Origin of the sequence: Aciduliprofundum boonei T469, from assembly GCF_000025665.1 — an archaeon.
GTDB lineage: Archaea > Thermoplasmatota > Thermoplasmata > Thermoplasmatales > Aciduliprofundaceae > Aciduliprofundum > Aciduliprofundum boonei.
In genome coordinates this window covers 279,409-297,333 of the sequence record NC_013926.1, presented here as the reverse complement: position 1 = coordinate 297,333, position 17,925 = coordinate 279,409, and the positions used below count along the sequence as shown (strand labels likewise).

Genomic DNA, 17,925 nt, shown 5'->3' with positions numbered 1-17,925 from the left:
CTTAATCACCTCCAACTATAACGCTTTCATAAGCATCTTTTGCCGCTTGAGCGTTTTCTTCTTGCTTGACGGGTGCCATTTGTCGAATAGCATCCATAACCGTTTCTATTTTTACCATCTCACTTAGTTTTGAGAAGGCTCCTAAAATGGCCGTATTTACAATAGGTGCAGCCTGTGAGCCAAGATGATGCTTTAGGGCTATTGTTGTGGCATCTACAGTAGCAATATGTGGGAAATTAAGGGTACTTCTTAATTCCACTGGCTTCTTTGCTGTGTTTACAAGAATCCAGCCATTTCTTTTCAATCCATGAAGAACATCCACGGCCGTTAATAAGGATGGGTCTAAAACGATTACATAATCCGGCTCGTAAATCTGGTACTTTGCCCTGATTGGCTTCTCATCTACCCTTGTAAATGCAGTTACAGGTGCACCTCTTCTTTCTACCCCGTAGTAGGGAAACGCAGATACATATTTTCCTTCCATAAAGAATGCCTTAGCTAATATCTTTGAGGCTATAACCGAACCCTGTCCACCTCGTCCATGAAAACGAATTTCTATCATAACATCACCACACGGTAATTGCATTATTCTATTTATTGGCTTTCCCAGTGAGAAGAATTAGCACTCTTTATTATATCCTTCAAAACATCTACTGGAGCATTGCTTCTTATACCCTGAGGTGAGAATTGAGTGGGATATGCCTCATAGCCTTGCTCTTTCAAATTCTCTATTATTTGCCTTGGGGAAGGAGTGGAAACTCTTAACTCGCTGGAAATTGAGGGTAGGTGGTAGAAAAGAAAGAATTTTTCATTTTTCCAGATTGAAAGGTATTTTTCTAGGATTTTTTTGGTGGGCAGCCATTCTGGAATTTTTGAATTCTTCAAAAAGGAGAAATCGTGCATCTCTCCTACCCATATGGGTCCTCCGAATTCAGTATTTTTTATTTTTTCTAAGGTTGCATTGGCTTTAGATACCCCTTTTTTAATTCTCACATATACCCTGTAAAAATGCCCTTGCCATATGCTAATTATCGGCTCTATGCCCAGATCAAATCTAACTGCCATCCTTCCTATGTAACCAAGGAGAACTCTAATTCCAATCTCATGGACAAGCTCTGTAGGGGCACAAACATCGGCTAGGTATCTTCTCACAATTCTCCTATTTCTTCCACCGAGAGTTGCTGTATCCGTGGCGGTTATTCCAATTATTTTCCCCGAGAGTATTGCCGAATCTATGAATGGCACAGGTGTTCCAAAGGGGTCAATGTCTACATAGTTGTATTTTTCCTCAATCATCAATGCGTTTGCATCTCTATTTGTCACTCTTGCCTCGACATTGTTGAGTTCTAAATTCTTCTTTATTATTTCCACCGCTCTTGAATCTTTATCGTTTATGGTAGTTTCAATACCTAATTCCTTTGCAAATCTTATTCCCCTCACACCGGTGGCGGCGAGTGCATCTAAAGCGTTCTTTACTCTTAAATTATAGAGGAGGAAGATAGAGGTATCTCTGTTGAATACCATTGCTCTGTTGTAAAAAACTCCTTCAATCTTCCCCGGACCTCTTAGGTTCACATTTGGTGCTAAAATCTTTATCTTTCCCTCTTCAACTATCACTGCCTCTCCCCTTTTATCAGTTGCACTATTTTAAAAGGCAATAGATTTCTATTTATAGGAGTGACTTCTAGCATCCTTATATCATCCCTTCTTCTGATCTCTTGTAATAGGGAGTTCCTTGATTTTTTATGAAGAGTCATTATTATGTGCTTGTCCATATCTAAGATATCACGCACAGTTTGAACGAATTTCTTGCTCTCTACCTCCATCTTTCCAATTTCGTCTATTACAATTATGTCTGCTTTATCCATAGCATCTTGGAGTGCTTTTATTCCCACCTCTTCCAGCGCTTTTATATCAATTCCGTATTTTCCAACTTTGTGCCTAGATTCAAAATCTTTGTGGGCAAAAACTTTCTTCTCTTTGCTCATCCAGTCCAACACATAAAACCCAGTTCTTTTCCCATTCTCCCTTAACTCTTCGGTTATCATTCCTCCCACAATATAGCCCTCCTCCTCCAGAATCTCAATGGTCTTTATGAGGGTGGTAGTTTTCCCAACACCTGGCAATCCACTCAACCCGATTTTAATGTACATTTTCAGCACCTCTTATTTCTTTAATGTACATCAGGGGATAATCCATCTCCTCTACATATTCTAATTTGCATAGCGCAGTTTTATCCTCATATTGCACGGTTAGCTCAACATCGAGCATATCACCGCTTAGCGTCAAATATTTGTAAAATCCGCTCTTCTTTTTTATTCTGCTCCTATCAATTCTAACCTTTGCATCCACAACGAAGGGCTGAACTTTTAAGCTTGCCTCTATTGCCTTCTCCAAAGCGTCCACATTCTCTAAACTTAATGGAGTGCCCACAAATTGGTGATACACGGTACCTAACTTAATTCCCGCCTCAAATGCCGCCCTTTCAGAAGAAGAGCAATTGAAATATTTCTTAGCTTTATCCACTTTCATTGTGGTAGGGGTATGGCAAACATGAATATTATTATTTCGTGTTATGCAAATTCTTAAATATAGAATCAAGATATGGGGTTGAGGGATTCATATGGAAAAAGGAGACATAATACGCTGGGAATTCGAAGCTTGGGTCGTTGAGGATGGAAATGAGATTTTGTTTGATACAACCAAGGAGGATCTTGCCAAAGAGCATGGCATTCATGATCCTAATGTAAAGTATGGGCCGATGGTCTCTGTTGTTGGAGCTGGAAGATTGATAAAGGGCATTGATGAAGAACTTCTGAAGGCGGAAGTTGATAAAGATTATGAAGTCACAATACCTCCAGAGAAGGGTTATGGGGAAAGAGACCCGAAGCTCGTGAAGATACATTCTTACAGGGAACTCGCTAGACAGAAAATCGAGCCTGAAGTAGGTAAGGAAGTTGTGATAAATAACAAGCGTGGAAGAATAGTTACGGTTACTCCTGGTCGCGTTGTTATAGATTTCAATCATCCACTTGCCGGCAAAACACTGAAGTACAAATTCAAGATTGTTGAGAAAGTTGAAGGGGATGTGGATAAGGTTCGTGCCATAATTGAAATGGATTATGGTAAAGAGGTTGAGAAATTCAATATTGAGGTTAAGGATGATGATATAATTATCGAGCTTCCAGATGTATGCAAGTACGATAGCAACTGGGCTGTTGCAAAATACGCAATTGTTGGAGACATAAGGGATTATGTTGCAAACAAGAATGTGAAGTTCGTGGAAGTTTATCCAAAGAAGGAAGAGAAAAAAGAGGAAGAGACCAAAGAGAACACAGATGAAAATACAGAGAATGCAGAAGAAAATAAAGAAGAAGGCAAAGAGGAAAATGCTGAAGAGGAAAAGACCGAATCTTAATTTTTATTTCTCTCTATGATTTTGTAGATCTCCCCATTTATAAAAGCATTGATAATCTCTTCTATTTTTCCATCAACCCCAGTTAGTACTTTTATGCCCATATATTTGAAAAAGTCCTGGGCTATTTTATCCAAATCTTTCACTATCAGAAGTTCTCCATAATATTGCCTTATAAACAATGGAATATCTACGGGCTCGTGAGATTCAAACGGGAGTTTTTCTATATGTACATTCAAGACCTCTTTGCTTTGGAGATTTACTTCTACGAAGGTATAATACTTTGCATCCTTAATATCTGCAATGCTTCCATTCATACCTTTCTCCGTGGATGGTAATGCAACAATCATAAGGAGGTTATGTGTTTTGGGTTTTAATACTTTTTAAAACTCCACACGGTCAACGATTTTTTCCTCCTCTTGCCCAACAACCTCTGCTATCACCTCAATCAGATCCTTAATTCCAGAGGTTTCTATTTTATTCTTCAGGAGTTCATCCACTTGAAATATTCCTGCAGAGTTTCTCATCTTTATTCTTATTTTCAAGGGCTTTTTATCTCCTTCCATAACACTAACTTCCTTTATTGCAAGAGCAGATACAGAATGTATATTTATCTTCCCTATTTTAAATGGGATTCTCGCACGGCCTTCTTCCATATCTAAGGCATCAGCAATTTTGACAATTCCTGCCTCGATGGTTAATGGTATTATGTTTGCCCTGTGAGAAAATATTGCATGTAAAGTTTCCGCTTTTATTATCGTTTTTTCCTCCTCCTCGTATATGCCTTCAAGAAGTCTGTCTATTATGGGGACTGCCAGCACGAGACTGTTATCTTCGTGCTCAGTTCTATGTATTGCATGCCCTATGTCGTGGAGGGCGGAAGCAAGCGTAACAATTATTTCTGCATCCTCATTTTTCATTCCGTAATTTTTCACTACCCCCGGTACAATACCCTTGTTTATTAGAATTCTGAGCATCCTCAAGGCTAAGTTTGCAACGATTTTAACATGCACAGGGCCGTGATCATTGTATCCAAGGCGGTCAATGGCAATTATATTGGACGCTTTCCAGAGAGTATTCAATTCCACATCATTTTTTATCCTATTTACCAATATTTTCAGTTTTTCGTTGTTTTCGTAAGGTACTGAAAATTCGCTCATATGAGGGTATGGTTGAAATGTATTAAAAATATGCTTGATATTGCATCACAGCGCAAATAATTTTAATATATGAGCATATTTGCACCAGTGAAACTCAACGAAAGATTAAAAGAGACACTTAATCGCAAGTTGGTTCACATATCTATCGCGTTTCTTCTTATAAATATGGGTTGGGGTATGGCTTGGCCATACCTTCCAAATTTGGTAAAACTTTTGGGAGGAGGAGTTATCGCAGTGGGGATGCTATCCATATTGTTTAACATCACTTCGTCCTTTGGACAATTCTTCTGGGGTAGAAGCTCCGATAAGATGGGCAAAAGAAAGATATTTGCGCTCTTTGGAGTTTTTTCCAGCGGCTTTTTCTTCCTTCTTATCGGCTTTGCCTCCTCTGTATTTTTAGTTCTTCTTCTCCGAACGCTTCAGGGATTCTTCATATCTGCCCAGACTCCAGCAATAAGTGCTTTAGTATCTGAGATTTCAAAAGATGTGGGAAAGGGATTTGCTGTTTTCAATTCCTTCTCCAACATTGGGTTTATGCTTGGGAACTTTGCAGGCGGGTTTGTAACCTCCGTTTTCCCCATTCACTTTGTTTATTATTTTTCCTCAATACCTATTTTCTCCGGTTTGATTTTGCTCATCTTTTTCAAAGAAGAGAAGAAGAATCCTCAGGATTTAAGGTTATTGATGCGCTATGATAGGCCTGGAAGAACTGTGTTTAAGTGGAAGAATGTAAAAGCGTTTGTGGAGAGAAACAGAAATATCTCGCTTTTCTCTGTTTCTATTTTCATAAGCATGATTGGTTCTGGTATGGTTTACACATACCTTTCATTGCTTATTGGTGCCAGATTTGGCTCCTCCTGGGTGGGCACTTATTTTGGAGTAGATGGACTTGCATCGATACCTCTTATAATTCTATTCGGCTATCTTGCAGATAAGTATGGAAGCAAACCTGTGTTGATATATGGGCTTGTGGGATACATGGCTACATTTTACCTGTATTATTATTCCATAACAATTCCTATGTTAATACTAACTGCCATAGTTTCGGGTAGTAAATGGGGCTCTTATTTTAATTCTGCCAATACTTATGTGTCAAGAATGAGTACAAAAAAAGAGAGGGCAACTGCTCTTGGACTTATGAATTCTTCCATGGCCTTGGGATGGGTTGTGGGGCCCTTATTGGGTGCGTATTTTATTCCCATGTTAGGCCTTGCAGAGACAATGTTGGTAGCAATAATACCCGAGATAATCTCTTTAATCTTGGTTTTATTTATAAAAAATGATAGGTATATCAGAGATGGAGTTTATAAAAAATAAAAATGAGGATTATTCCTGTTCAATAGCCTGCATAACTGCATCCAACAAATCCTTTGCATCTCTTACATCCATTCCTACGGTGTTTGTCAGAAAATTCATGAGTTCTTCCTCTGTGGCTCCATTTTCTATCCTGTAAACTAACATATCAATGAGTCTTTGTAATACCTTCTGCATGAACTCCATTTCAATACCAAGGGCCTTAACTCCAACGAGTACTCCTATAACCAAAGCTACCAGCGCGTTGTTGAACTCTTCCTTTCCCAGGGTGGATTTGTCTAAATCTACTCTCAATCTAATGTTTTTATTCTCTCCACCGATAGAATACTTCATCATATGTACCTTATCATTTAGCCACATAAGTGTCTCGTATATGCGCAATTTTTCCTCATTACTCATCTCTGCAGTTTCAATTGTTGTTGGTACAATAAGATGCACGAAATTATCGGAAAAGGCAACCATTAGGTGCATGGGTACCGATGGGTGCTCTGCATAGTAAACTCCCCTATCTAATTCTTCAACTTTCCACGGTAGGTCCACTATATCAACAGCATCATCGCTTCCAGCGGTGAGCCATTGCAATACATTTGCTTCTACTTTATCCATTTAAATCACCTCAGGTGAACCACGGGGGTACACTATTTAAAGGTTGCTGGGCATATGTGGTTAATTGTGGATATTATTTGAATAACAAATTTGATATGCTCAAATGGGCATGTCCCTTTATGAGACCGTTTACAAATCTAATACCCTTTGAAGATGCGAGGAGGATTGTATTGGAAAATGTGAGGCCCATTGAAGATGTGGAAGAAGTAAGCCTATTGGGTGCCTTGGGTAGGGTTTTGGCTGAGGATGTTGTCTCTTCCATAAATGTTCCTCCATTCGCCCGCGCAGCTGAGGATGGTTATGCTGTTAGGGCTGAAGATACCTATGGGGCTGGCCAATATGCGCCCAAAGAGTTCAAGTTAATCGGAGAGATCAATACAGGAGAGTATAAAGAAATAAATGTTGGAAAAGGGGAGTGTGTTAAGATAGCTACAGGGGCAATTTTGCCCAAAGGCGCAGATGCTGTTGTTCGCGTAGAGGATACCGATGAGGAGAATGGAATTGTTAGGGTGTATCGTCCAGTTCATCCTGGATTTGATGTTGCACCGGAAGGCGAGGATATAAAAAAGGGAGATAAAGTGATAGAAAAGGGAACATTTTTAAATCCCCCCAAAATAGGCGCACTTGCAGCTATTGGCATATCCAAAGTTAAAGTTTATAGAAGGCCGAGAATAGCCGTGCTTCCTTCCGGCAACGAGCTCGTGGTTCCAGGTGAGAAGATTGAAAAGGGCAAAATTTACGATGTGAATACCTACACTATATCCTCTGTTATAATGGAGAATGGGGGAGAGCCTGTTATATTTCCCTTCGTTATGGATGATAAGGAGGATATTGAAAAGAAATTGAGGGAAGCTCTAAATTATGATATGGTCGTTTTCTCAGGGGGCTCATCTGTGGGAGATAGGGATTTGCTTATTGATGTTGTATCAAAGTATGCGAAGGTTCTATTTCACGGTGTGCAAATCAAGCCTGGAAAGCCAACATGGTGTGCTAGGGGAGATAAATTGATATTTGGAATGCCAGGTTTTCCAGCATCATGTTTGAACGATTCATATCAATTCTTAGCCCCTGCGGTTAGAAAGATGGCCAGATTACCTCCAAAGAAGGAGAAAATAGTGAAAGCGAGGATGGCTAGGCGCATAACATCAACTTTGGGAAGAATGCAATTTTTCACTGTGCGTTTGAAGGATGGCTACGCTTATCCTGCATACAAGACCTCTGGAGCAATAACGAGCTTGGCAGATTCTGATGGGTATATAATAATACCTGCAAATTCAGATTTGGTTGAAAAGGATGAAGAAGTGGAAGTGCATCTATGGGGTGATTAGATTGTATTTGGGATTTTGTGGATACTCAAATTCCGGAAAAACGAGTATGATTGTTGAGCTTTTGCATAGATTGAAAGATTACAAAATTGCTGTGGTTAAGCATACCCCCCATGGTATAGATATGCAGGACAAGGATAGTAAAAGATTCAGGGAAGCGGGGGCTATGGAAGTTGTGCTTTTGGGGAATGAGCAGGTGCATATAAAGAATGCATCATCACTTTTTCCACTTCTGAAATCTCTAGAGCATTATGACATAATTCTTGTTGAGGGATTCAAATCCTATAAATTCCTACCAAAAATATGTTTGGGAGATGCAGAATGCGAGAATTGTATAATGAGAAACCCCAAAATTGAGGATGTTGTAGAGCATATAGAAAGGGAACTGAAAATAGAGAGAATAATGAAAGAGCTTCCGAATTTCAACTGTGGAGAGTGCAACCATAAAAATTGCAGGGAAATGGCTGAGGTAATTTATCGTGGAGAGGATAATTTTAAGAATTGCAGGTACTGGAATCCTAATGCAGTTATAAGTGTGAGAGTAAATGGAAAGGATATTTACATGGGAAAATTTGCGCAGGATATTGTTATAAAAACCATAACAGGCATGCTTTCAGCGTTTAAGGGTGTAGGCGATATAGAAGAAGTAGAAATAAAATACAGGGTTAAAGGAGAGTAGTTCTCTCCAGATATTCATTCATCTCATCTTTTAAAATTTTTGAAAGCAGATCTTCTCTCATTTGTATATACTCTTCTCTTAGGATATCGAAGCAGTACCAATCCCATTTTCTGCCCAAGACGAACACGGACTTTCTTTCTATTCCATATCTCTTAAATCCGCAGTCCTCCAATACCTTATGCGCCCTTTTATTATACTCAATGCTGCATGCTTCACATTTTTCTAAGTTTAGATGGTAGAAGGATATTTCAAGAAGTGCCAGTGTTATTATCTTACCCAATCCCTTGTTCCAGTAATTCTTATCGAGGTAAGTTCCAATGTTCCCTCTCCTAACATTACCCCAATCATGGAGCCTTATAACAGCGGTACCTATTGTCTCATTTGAGCTTCTTAATTCTATGATGTAATGTAATCTGTCTTCCCTATCCATCTCTTTCTCGTAATATTTTACAACGGCATCATAGCTCTTAACTTGTTGTGGCATGCCCCTCGAGTAAAGCATTGTTTCAAAATCATTCTCCCATTCGTGCACCTTTTTCAAATCCTCTCTTTCCCAAGCCCTGAGTCTTATGGGTCCAAATTCAAACATAGTTGGATATCAAGCATCTTTTATAAAACATTTTGGAAATCTTTTATTATGGCTTTGCAATCTCCTCTCGTGGTAAACTTTATCTATCTAATCCTGGCAGGGATATTCATCGGTCTCTTAGGAGGTATGTTTGGATTTGGAGGTAGTGCTATAAGTACGCCTATCTTGCGTGTTTTTTTTCTCATTCCCCCCTATTTCGCACTTGCAAGCCCTTTGCCAATGACCCTTATATCATCATCAATAGCATTTAAGAGGTATCACAGTGAGAAGCTTGTTGATTGGAAGATTGTGGAGAAGATGCTGGTGGTCTTGATACCCGGTTCGTTCATAGGCGCCTATGCAACTAAATACATAAGCGGGAAGATATTGATGATGCTAACTGCAGTTTTCTTGGTTTATATAGCTATAAGATTGATTATATCGGGTAATAAAGAGAGAAAGATGGAAAAAAGGATGTGGGTAATACTTTTAGTAGGATTTGTTATTGGCCTTTTATCCGGTTTACTAGCCAATGGTGGCGGGATATTGATCGTTCCTATTTTGGTACTCCTAGGAATGAGTATAAAAAAAGCAATAGGCTCTTCCGTAGCCATGGTTTTATTTGCCGCTATACCATCCATTCTTGTGCACTGGTATTTGGGGCATATTGACTGGCTAATAACTTTAGGATTGACTATTGGAGCAATACCTGGAGCGTATATTGGGGCCTGGATAACAGTTAATGCAGATAAGAAAAAATTGAGAAAGATTTACGGTATATTTCTTCTTCTTTTCTCCATTTATTTTGCAATATTTGAGATTTTCAGTGGGTAATTTTTTATACTCTCCTTCATTTCAATACATATGCGAGCTATAATACTGGCAGCAGGCGAAGGCATACGCTTGAGGCCCCTTACAACTTATATGCCAAAGGTGATGCTTCCCGTGGGCAATAAGCCAATTCTGGAGTATATTATCGAATCTCTTCATGAGAATAGTATTAAAGATATAACCATAGTTGTAGGGTATAAATCTGATAAAATAAAGCAGTATTTTGGTAATGGATCCGATTTTGGTGTGCATATAGATTATGTTGAGCAGAAAAAGCAATTAGGAACGGCGCATGCACTGTATCAAGCTCGTATTGAGGAAGAATTTCTTCTTTTCTTTGGAGACAATATTGTTGGAGAGAAATGTGTTAAAGAGTTGCTCAACACAAAGATCAACACTATAATTGGTGCTCATAGTAATAAAACCTCTGTCTATGGTATTGTGGAGAATGTGAATGGAAAAATAAAAATTGTGAGAAAATCTTGGGATGGAGAAGCAATAGCGTTTACAGGAATGGGACATTTTGATGGTGAAATTTTTAGAATAATAGAGGGGAAGATGAAAGAGGGAATTTATAACCTTCCAGAAATTTTGAATGAAATGAATGTTAATTTAAGAATTGCAAATTGTGAATGGAAAGATGCCATTTACCCTTGGGATTTAATTGAATTGAATAGTTACTCTCTCCGCAGAAATGTGAGAAAACTTGCTGGAAAAATTGAAGAATCAACGATAATAGGGAATGTTGAAATTGGAGAGAATACCAGAATAGGTGCGGGATCTTATATCCGAGGTAATGTAAAGATAGGGAAGAATTGTGAAATAGGTCCAAATTGCGTAATAATTGGAGATACCAGTATTGGAGATGGAGTTAGAATAGGTGCATTAAGTTATGTGGAAAATTCATTGATTATGAATGATACGAGTATTGGAGAAGGTGCATATTTAAAAGATTCTGTTATTGGAAGAGAAGCATGGCTCGGAGTAAGATTCACAGGATTATCCGGTAGGACAAGGAAAATTATGAGAGAAGAGGTTATCGATATTAATGGGGGTATAATAGTTGGAGATGGAGCATATATTGGTTCTTCTGTGATAATAGATCCTGGAGTTGTTGTTGGGTCGAATGCAAAAATAGAAGCCTTGAAAGTTTTAAAGGATGATGTTGCCAACGGAGAGAGAGTGGTATAATGTGTGGCATAGTTGGTTACATAGGTTTCAGAAGCGCAAAGGAAGTTCTTTTGAAATCCCTTAAGAGATTGGAGTATCGCGGCTATGATTCTGCAGGGGTAGCAATAGTTAATGGCAAGATAAACATTGCAAAGAAGAAAGGTTACATAGATTCTTTGGAATTTGGGTTTGATGGAACTCTGGGGATTGGCCATACAAGATGGGCTACTCATGGGGTACCAGAAGATAGAAATGCACATCCATTTCTAGACTGTAAGGGTGATATTGCAATTGTGCACAATGGTATAATTGAAAATTATATGGTTTTAAAAGAGGAGCTTGTGAATAGGGGACACAAATTCACATCAGATACCGATAGTGAGGTTATTGCTCATTTAATAGAGGAGTACTACCAAGGGGATTTCAAAGAGGCATTTTTAAAAGCGGTAAGGGAATTGAAAGGTTCTTTTGCAATAGTAGCAATTAATAAGAATGAGAGGAAAATAATGGCTGCGAAAAAAGACAGTCCTCTGGTTATAGGGGTGGGGGACCATGAAAATTTCGTTGCCTCGGATATACCTGCCTTTCTGGAGTACACTAATAGGGTAATAGTTATGAAAGATGGCGAAATTTCTGAACTTACAGATGATATTGTACATTTTTATGACTTTAATGGTAGAAACATTGAAAAGAAGAATGTGGAAATTATAAATTGGAGCATAGAAGATGCTGAAAAATCTGGATATCCTCATTTTATGTTGAAGGAGATATTCGAGCAGCCGAGAGCATTGGATTCCACACTTCATTCTCTGCTATCTCGTAATGATATGGATTTTGATTTTGAAAGGGTAACAATTGTAGCATGTGGAACATCTTATCATGCTGGGTTAGTCGGAAAGTACTTGATAGAGGAGCTCCTTCAAATCCCTGTAGATGTGTACTATGCCTCTGAGTATCGTTATAGGCCAGATGTGGTGGAGGATTCTCTTGCAATATTTATAACTCAGAGTGGTGAAACGGCAGATACCATAGCTGCTGCAAGAAAGGCCAAAGTGAGCGGAAATGAGACACTTGCAATTACGAATGTGGTTGGGAGTTCTATAACCAGTTATGTTGATAGGGTGCTTTACACAAACGCTGGGCCCGAGATAGGTGTGGCAGCTACAAAAACCTTTACAGCACAGCTTTTGGCATTAGAATATTTTGCCATAAGGGCTGGAGAAAGTATGGGTAAACTCAGCGTTTCTCAGGTAAGGAATTTTATTAACTCACTAAGGAAAATACCTCTGTATGTGGAAAACACATTAAATTTGAATGATATAATTGAAAAGGAGGCTAAGAAGATATACAAAAATAAGGATATGTTTTTCATAGGGAGGAGTATGAACTATCCAATAGCCCTCGAAGGTGCTCTGAAAATGAAGGAAATTTCGTATATCCATGCAGAGGGTTATCCTGCCGGTGAGTTGAAGCATGGTCCTTTAGCATTGATAGAAGAGGGCATTCCTGTAATTGCTCTAGTTCCAGAAGATATAACTTACGACAAAATGCTCTCAAATATAAAAGAGGTTAGTGCTCGAAATGCCTATGTTATTGGAGTATCGTCTAATATGGATGTGGGAAAGTATGTGGATACCCTTATAAAAGTTCCAGAAACAGAGCTGTATTTATCTCCATTTGTGAATGTTGTTGTTTTGCAACTTCTCGCCTATCATGCTGCTAGATTGCTTGGGAGGGATATTGATAAACCAAGAAATCTCGCTAAGAGTGTTACTGTGGAGTGATTTAGGATTGTATGAACGAGAAAAACAAACTCAGAAATTTTGTTTTGTTTCCAGAGGGCGTGATGAAATTCTCCTTTATCAAAAATTTCTTCATCTCATCGCAATTTATGCTTATGTGTTTGCAAGCATCTTCAAAGTTCTCCGAGAGCAGGGCTTTTAGGAATTTGAATCCGTTTGAGCCGAGCAAGGAGTCGAAATAATCTTCTAAAAAATTTTCATTTATTCTTCTTGCTAGCAAAGACCCCTCTTTTGAGAGATGGTAATATGAATGATGCTTGTGCACCTCCTTAGCTTTTTTAAACCTTGCTCTGGTTCTCTTTATTGCACTTCCAGAATCTCTTTCCACCAGTCCTTTATTTTCCAGTGAGGTTATGGCATTCTCTATTTTATCCAAACTTAGATGTGTAAATTTCATAATCATCTTTGCATACTCCACATTTGCCCTTTTTAAGTGAAGAATAATGTAAATTTCCAGAGGGCTTAAATTCATAAATGCTAATTGCAATATTCCATAAAATTTTTATAGCCATAAAGGCCTTCACATCTATGAAATTTTCAGGCTCATCTGGAGTTAGAATGGTATGGGGCGAGGAGTTATTAAATTTGGCGTACCAGATTGGGATGAGTATGGGAAATGAGTATGATGATATCGCCATTGCCTCAGATTTTCGGGCAACTTCCGATCCTATAGTTTCTATGATTGCAGGAGGAATTATGGCTTCTGGGACCTCAGTTTATTATGGAGGAAAGGTGCCCACACCAACCCTTGCATATGCTACTAAAAATCATGATGCTGGGGTAATGGTAACTGCTTCGCATAACCCACCAGAGTATAATGGAATAAAATTGTGGAATCCTGATGGCTCAGCATTCAGTGATGAGCAAATTGAAAAGCTCCAGGGAAGGAATATTGCAAAGTGGAGCAAAGTGGGGAGGTTTTTTGAAGAGAACATGTTGGAGGAGCATAGAAAGGCATTGTTGAAAGAGTTCAAGGCGATTGACTTGAATGTTGTGATAGATTGCTCCAATGGTGCAGGAAGTGTTTTAACTCCCTTTATTCTCAGGGATTTGGGAATTAATGTCACCACCCTAAATTGCCATCCCTCCGGGCTTTTTTCAGGCCATTCAAGTGAGCCAAGCGAAGAGAATTTAATGGATCTGAAAAATATGATTATGGCAAAGAAAGCTGACTTGGGAATAGCGCATGATGGTGATGCGGATAGATTTGTAGCAATAACATCATCTGGGAGATATTTAAATGGAGATCTGATTCTTGCCATCTTTGCGAAGGTTCTTGGTTATGGGAGAATAGTGGCTCCGGTGGATTCTTCCAGGCTTTTAGAGAATTTTGCAGAGGTTATTAGGTGCAAGGTGGGAGATGCAAATGTTTCTAGGGTTATGAGGGAGAAGGGTATAGAATTTGGTGGAGAGAACAGCGGTACACAGATATTTGCTTCTTGGCGCTACACACCAGATGCCATATATGCAGCGTTGAAATTTGCAGAGATTGCAGCCAGAGAGGATATTGACGCCCTATTACAAGATTTTCCTGTATACCATACTCTCAGAAAGAATATTTATTACAGGAATAGGGAAGAGATGGAGCAGAAAATTGAGAATTTTGTTAAAGATTATCCTGTGCAAAGAGTGGATGGATATAGGGTAGACCTTGATGATGGCTGGTTCTTGATCAGATTCTCAGGCACAGAGCCAAAGGTTCGCATAACTGTTGAGTTTGAGAGTCAAGAATTAGCATCTATTTGGATGAGTAAAATATATCAGGCGCTTTCAAAGTAGTTCTTCTCCACATCGTTTATTTCTCTTAATATTTCTCTTTTTCTCTCATCTGATGCGAAACTTGCGATTATGGAGTTTCTGGCTATTTCTATTATTTCTTTGGGTTTTAAATTTAGGGCTTTTGCTACCTCTTCATAGTTCTTGTTTATGTATCCTCCAAAGTATGCAGGATCGTCAGAGTTTATTGTTACCCTTATCCCGACTTTTGAGAACTCTCGAATAGGATAGTTCTTAAGGGATTTTACCACATTGAGCTTTAAGTTTGAAAGAGGACATAGAGTGAATGCGATGCGCATTCTACCAAGCATTTTCATAAGTGTTTCATCCTCTATGGCCCTCACTCCATGGTCTATTCTCTCAACGCCCAAATCTATCGCTTCTTTGATGTAAGATGGGGGCCCCTCCTCTCCAGCATGTGCAACTAGGTGAAATCCTGAAGTTTTTGCTTTTTCAAACACTTTTTTAAATTTAGATGGGGGATTTCCCACTTCTGCAGAATCTAGGCCTATTGCATCTATTATATCCTTGTACTCTTCAGCCCTGCTCAATGTGTGCAGAGCATCTTCTACACTCAAGTCTCTCAATATTGAGAGTATTATAACCCAAGAAATACCATATTTCCTCTCACCATCCTTTAAGGCGGAATGGATACCTTCTATAACCTCTTCGAATCTCACGCCTCTTCTTGTGTGTGCTTGAGGGTCAAAGGAAAGCTCTACATGCCTCACATTATTCTCACTTGCCCTTTTTAAATAATTCATAGTTAGTATGTAAAAATCATCTTCATCTTTCAAAACTCTAAGGCCGGAGTAATATAACCTCAGAAAATCTTCAAGATTTTTGAATCTGTATGCATTTTTTATTTCATCGATGGAGTTGTAAGGTATGCTTACATTGTTGTTTCTTGCGAGGCTCATCATCAACACTGGCTCTAATGTTCCCTCCACATGTATGTGCAGCTCTGCTTTTGGTAGTGCATTTATTAACGATGAAACCATAGAAGGTGAGTGCTTATTTAGTATAAAAAATTTTGATTTCTTGGATTAATATTTTATATTTTCAAATTATTCTCTATAATATGCGTGCATTTATACTTGCCGCCGGTGAGGGCACGAGGATGTGGCCCCTGACAGATACTAGACCTAAGCCACTTATTCCACTTGCAAATAAGCCTATAATTGAGCACATTCTTGATGCTCTTGTTGAAGCCGGTATAGAGAAGATTTCTATTTTGATAGGATATGAGGGTAGGCAGATTGCTGAGAGGTATGGTTATTCATATAAGGGAGCAAAGATAGATTATGTGTATCAGAATGAGAGAAGGGGTACAGGAGATGCAGTTCTCTATGCTTCAAAGTACAATGATGAGAAGTTTTTGATTTTGAATGGAGATTTATATTTTGAAAAGAGTGCTATTTCTGATATTTTGGGGCATGATAACGCTGTTCTTGGTGTTTACAAAGATAATGCCGAGTCCTATGGACTCTTGATAGGAGATGAGAACCTTGAAGAGATAAGAGAAAAGGTTCCAAGCTCCTCTGGCTTGGTAAATGCCGGGGTATATGTTTTTCATCGTGAAATATTTGAATATATAAAGAGAGTAGAACTATCCCCCCGGGGGGAGATTGAGTTCACGGATGCCATAAATATGTTTGTCAAAGAGCATGATGTTAAAATCGTGAAGTACAACGGGCTCTGGCTTGATATAGGATATCCATGGCACCTCCTTGATGCTACCAAGGCATACTTGGAAAAAATGAAATGCGAAATAGGGGGAGAAGTGGAGGAAAATGTGGTTTTGAAAGGTAAAGTTTGTATAGGTGAAGGTACGAAAATAATGAGTGGCACTTACATAGAAGGTCCAGTGCTTATAGGAAAGAACTGCAAAATTGGGCCCAATGCTTACATAAGGCCCTACACGGTTATTGGAGATGATTGTCATATAGGTAATTCCTCGGAAGTAAAGGCCTCAATAATAATGAACGGAAGTAAAGTACCGCATTTCAATTATGTTGGTGATAGTGTTATAGGAGAGAATTGCAATCTTGGAGCGGGAACGAAAGTAGCAAATCTAAGACTAGATGAGAAGAACATTCGTGTGGTAGTTAAGGATAAAATCGTGGATACTGGAAGGCGCAAGCTGGGGGTTATTATGGGAGATTATGTGCATACAGGTATCAATGTGAGCATTGATGTTGGAACTATGATAGGCTCCTATGCAGCCATAGCCCCGGGCGCTAAGATAAAGGGTATTGTATCTACAAGAAGCAGAGTGTTTTAGAAGAAATAATTCTTCAAATCCTCTTTTAGATTAGTTTTTGGCTCGTACCCAATTTCTATCGCCTTTGATATATCCGCATAGGATTTTCTTATATCGCCCTCTCTTGGTTTGTCATGCACTATTTTTATCCCCTTTCCACTCAGTTCTGCAATTATTTTTGCCAGTTCGTTTATACTAGTTTCTTTCCCTGTACCGCAATTGTACACACCATCTGCTTTTTTTGCAAGAGCTAATTTTACGAGATGAACAACATCCTGCACATTCACAAAGTCCCTTGTTTGCTCTCCATCCCCGTAAATTATCAAAGGTAATCCCTTCTTTGCTCTTGACACGAAAATGGAAATCACTCCAGAGTATGGGCTATTAGGGTCCTGTCGGGGTGAGAATATGTTAAATGGCCTTATTGATGCAACTTTTAGTCCATATAGTTCGGAGTACAGTAAAGAGTATCTTTCTCCAGTTAGCTTGCTCAGTCCGTAGGGGCTCTTTGGTCCTGTGGGATGTCTTTCATCTATGGGTAGATATTTTGGCTCACCATAAACAGCTGCGGAGGATATGTAAATAAATTGCTCCACATCATACTTTCTTGCATATTCCAACAAATTTATGGTGCCCATTATGTTGTTATCAGCATCGTTTTTTGGATCTTCAACACTTTTTACAACGCTTACCTGTGCGGCTGCGTGTATTATTGCATCAATTTCATAATTTTTCAAAAGGATATCTAAATTTCCCCGTATATCTCCAACTATTTCTGTGAATTTAGAAGGCCTAATATCCAATCCCACAGAGTTTGGGATACTCTCAATGAGGTAAGAGCCAAGCTGTCCAGATGAGCCAGTTATGAGTATCATAGGAGGGTTATGTGTGATAATATTTATTAAATATTTGTTTGAGAATTGAAAATTTAGAATGTTTATTATAGCGCATCATAATGATTTAAATTTTTAAGGGGGTGTTAATATAAAAATGTTTAAACTCTTGTGGCACATATC

General features: G+C 38.8%; 20 protein-coding genes. 9 read left to right on the top strand and 11 right to left on the bottom strand.

Annotated elements, in window-relative coordinates; genetic code table 11:
- Position 1: 1 nt before the first annotated feature.
- From ABOO_RS01520 to ABOO_RS01505, 4 genes are read right to left on the bottom strand one after another with little or no spacing between them, the layout of a single operon-like run.
- Positions 2-562, bottom strand: a complete 561-nt coding sequence (locus ABOO_RS01520) for a 2-oxoacid:acceptor oxidoreductase family protein (protein ID WP_008084430.1) — start codon at positions 560-562, stop codon at positions 2-4.
- Between the two features lie 32 nt (positions 563-594).
- Positions 595-1,617 (bottom strand): methyltransferase, encoded by a 1,023-nt coding sequence (locus tag ABOO_RS01515; RefSeq protein ID WP_008084418.1) that lies wholly within the window; start codon positions 1,615-1,617, stop codon positions 595-597.
- Positions 1,614-2,153: an NTPase gene (locus ABOO_RS01510; protein ID WP_008084553.1), complete on the bottom strand. Its 540-nt coding sequence runs from the start codon at positions 2,151-2,153 to the stop codon at positions 1,614-1,616. Before ABOO_RS01510 ends, ABOO_RS01515 begins: the two co-directional genes overlap by 4 nt.
- On the bottom strand, positions 2,143-2,532 hold the full coding sequence (locus tag ABOO_RS01505; RefSeq protein ID WP_008084562.1) for a dihydroneopterin aldolase family protein: 390 nt from the start codon (positions 2,530-2,532) through the stop codon (positions 2,143-2,145). Before ABOO_RS01505 ends, ABOO_RS01510 begins: the two co-directional genes overlap by 11 nt.
- A gap of 91 nt (positions 2,533-2,623) precedes the next feature.
- On the opposite strand from ABOO_RS01505, the gene ABOO_RS01500 reads away from it, so the two are divergent.
- Positions 2,624-3,418 carry a peptidylprolyl isomerase gene (locus ABOO_RS01500; protein ID WP_008084438.1) on the top strand — a complete coding sequence of 265 codons (795 nt, stop codon included), beginning with the start codon at positions 2,624-2,626 and terminating at the stop codon, positions 3,416-3,418.
- On the opposite strand, the gene ABOO_RS01495 is transcribed toward ABOO_RS01500, so the two are convergent.
- Both ABOO_RS01495 and ABOO_RS01490 read right to left on the bottom strand, forming a co-directional pair.
- Positions 3,415-3,765, bottom strand: coding sequence for a NifB/NifX family molybdenum-iron cluster-binding protein (locus ABOO_RS01495; protein WP_012997096.1), 351 nt, complete (start codon positions 3,763-3,765; stop codon positions 3,415-3,417). The genes ABOO_RS01500 and ABOO_RS01495 overlap by 4 nt on opposite strands.
- Before the next feature lie 33 nt (positions 3,766-3,798).
- A complete protein-coding gene (locus tag ABOO_RS01490) occupies positions 3,799-4,575 on the bottom strand; it encodes an HD domain-containing protein (RefSeq protein ID WP_008084490.1) in 777 nt (258 codons plus the stop codon).
- 69 nt (positions 4,576-4,644) lie between these two features.
- Here ABOO_RS01490 and ABOO_RS01485 point away from each other — a divergent pair, with 69 nt between their 5' ends.
- Positions 4,645-5,892 carry an MFS transporter gene (locus ABOO_RS01485; RefSeq protein WP_008084412.1) on the top strand — a complete coding sequence of 416 codons (1,248 nt, stop codon included), beginning with the start codon at positions 4,645-4,647 and terminating at the stop codon, positions 5,890-5,892.
- A gap of 9 nt (positions 5,893-5,901) precedes the next feature.
- Here the strand turns inward: ABOO_RS01485 and ABOO_RS01480 are convergent, their stop codons facing one another.
- Positions 5,902-6,495 (bottom strand): hypothetical protein, encoded by a 594-nt coding sequence (locus ABOO_RS01480; protein ID WP_008084395.1) that lies wholly within the window; start codon positions 6,493-6,495, stop codon positions 5,902-5,904.
- Between the two features lie 119 nt (positions 6,496-6,614).
- On the opposite strand from ABOO_RS01480, the gene ABOO_RS01475 reads away from it, so the two are divergent.
- Both ABOO_RS01475 and mobB read left to right on the top strand, forming a co-directional pair.
- Positions 6,615-7,823, top strand: coding sequence for a molybdopterin molybdotransferase MoeA (locus ABOO_RS01475; RefSeq protein ID WP_008084341.1), 1,209 nt, complete (start codon positions 6,615-6,617; stop codon positions 7,821-7,823).
- Entirely contained in the window at positions 7,789-8,499 is a 711-nt protein-coding gene (gene mobB, locus ABOO_RS01470; RefSeq protein ID WP_081440615.1) for a molybdopterin-guanine dinucleotide biosynthesis protein B, read from the top strand. Before ABOO_RS01475 ends, mobB begins: the two co-directional genes overlap by 35 nt.
- Here the strand turns inward: mobB and ABOO_RS01465 are convergent.
- The gene (locus ABOO_RS01465; protein ID WP_008084460.1) at positions 8,486-9,088 is read right to left on the bottom strand and encodes a GNAT family N-acetyltransferase; all 603 of its coding nucleotides are present in this window, start codon (positions 9,086-9,088) and stop codon (positions 8,486-8,488) included. The genes mobB and ABOO_RS01465 overlap by 14 nt on opposite strands.
- Before the next feature lie 48 nt (positions 9,089-9,136).
- On the opposite strand from ABOO_RS01465, the gene ABOO_RS01460 reads away from it, so the two are divergent.
- The 3 genes from ABOO_RS01460 to glmS are packed head-to-tail and all read left to right on the top strand — an operon-like array spanning position 9,137 to position 12,852.
- Positions 9,137-9,901 carry a sulfite exporter TauE/SafE family protein gene (locus ABOO_RS01460; protein WP_008084383.1) on the top strand — a complete coding sequence of 255 codons (765 nt, stop codon included), beginning with the start codon at positions 9,137-9,139 and terminating at the stop codon, positions 9,899-9,901.
- 30 nt (positions 9,902-9,931) lie between these two features.
- Entirely contained in the window at positions 9,932-11,089 is a 1,158-nt protein-coding gene (locus ABOO_RS01455) for a sugar phosphate nucleotidyltransferase (protein ID WP_012997094.1), read from the top strand.
- The gene (gene glmS / locus ABOO_RS01450; protein ID WP_008084393.1) at positions 11,089-12,852 is read left to right on the top strand and encodes a glutamine--fructose-6-phosphate transaminase (isomerizing); all 1,764 of its coding nucleotides are present in this window, start codon (positions 11,089-11,091) and stop codon (positions 12,850-12,852) included. Before ABOO_RS01455 ends, glmS begins: the two co-directional genes overlap by 1 nt.
- A 1-nt stretch (position 12,853) precedes the next feature.
- Here the strand turns inward: glmS and ABOO_RS01445 are convergent, their stop codons facing one another.
- Positions 12,854-13,342, bottom strand: a complete 489-nt coding sequence (locus ABOO_RS01445; protein ID WP_012997093.1) for a DUF2250 domain-containing protein — start codon at positions 13,340-13,342, stop codon at positions 12,854-12,856.
- Between the two features lie 56 nt (positions 13,343-13,398).
- On the opposite strand from ABOO_RS01445, the gene ABOO_RS01440 reads away from it, so the two are divergent.
- Positions 13,399-14,649 (top strand): phosphohexomutase domain-containing protein, encoded by a 1,251-nt coding sequence (locus ABOO_RS01440; RefSeq protein WP_012997092.1) that lies wholly within the window; start codon positions 13,399-13,401, stop codon positions 14,647-14,649.
- Here the strand turns inward: ABOO_RS01440 and ABOO_RS01435 are convergent.
- Positions 14,631-15,647: an adenosine deaminase gene (locus tag ABOO_RS01435; RefSeq protein WP_012997091.1), complete on the bottom strand. Its 1,017-nt coding sequence runs from the start codon at positions 15,645-15,647 to the stop codon at positions 14,631-14,633. The two genes, ABOO_RS01440 and ABOO_RS01435, sit on opposite strands and share 19 nt — an antisense overlap.
- An 80-nt stretch (positions 15,648-15,727) precedes the next feature.
- Here ABOO_RS01435 and glmU point away from each other — a divergent pair, with 80 nt between their 5' ends.
- The gene (gene glmU, locus ABOO_RS01430; RefSeq protein ID WP_012997090.1) at positions 15,728-16,930 is read left to right on the top strand and encodes a bifunctional sugar-1-phosphate nucleotidylyltransferase/acetyltransferase; all 1,203 of its coding nucleotides are present in this window, start codon (positions 15,728-15,730) and stop codon (positions 16,928-16,930) included.
- Here the strand turns inward: glmU and ABOO_RS01425 are convergent.
- Entirely contained in the window at positions 16,927-17,784 is an 858-nt protein-coding gene (locus tag ABOO_RS01425; RefSeq protein WP_008084474.1) for an NAD-dependent epimerase/dehydratase family protein, read from the bottom strand. The two genes, glmU and ABOO_RS01425, sit on opposite strands and share 4 nt — an antisense overlap.
- Positions 17,785-17,925 lie beyond the last annotated feature (141 nt).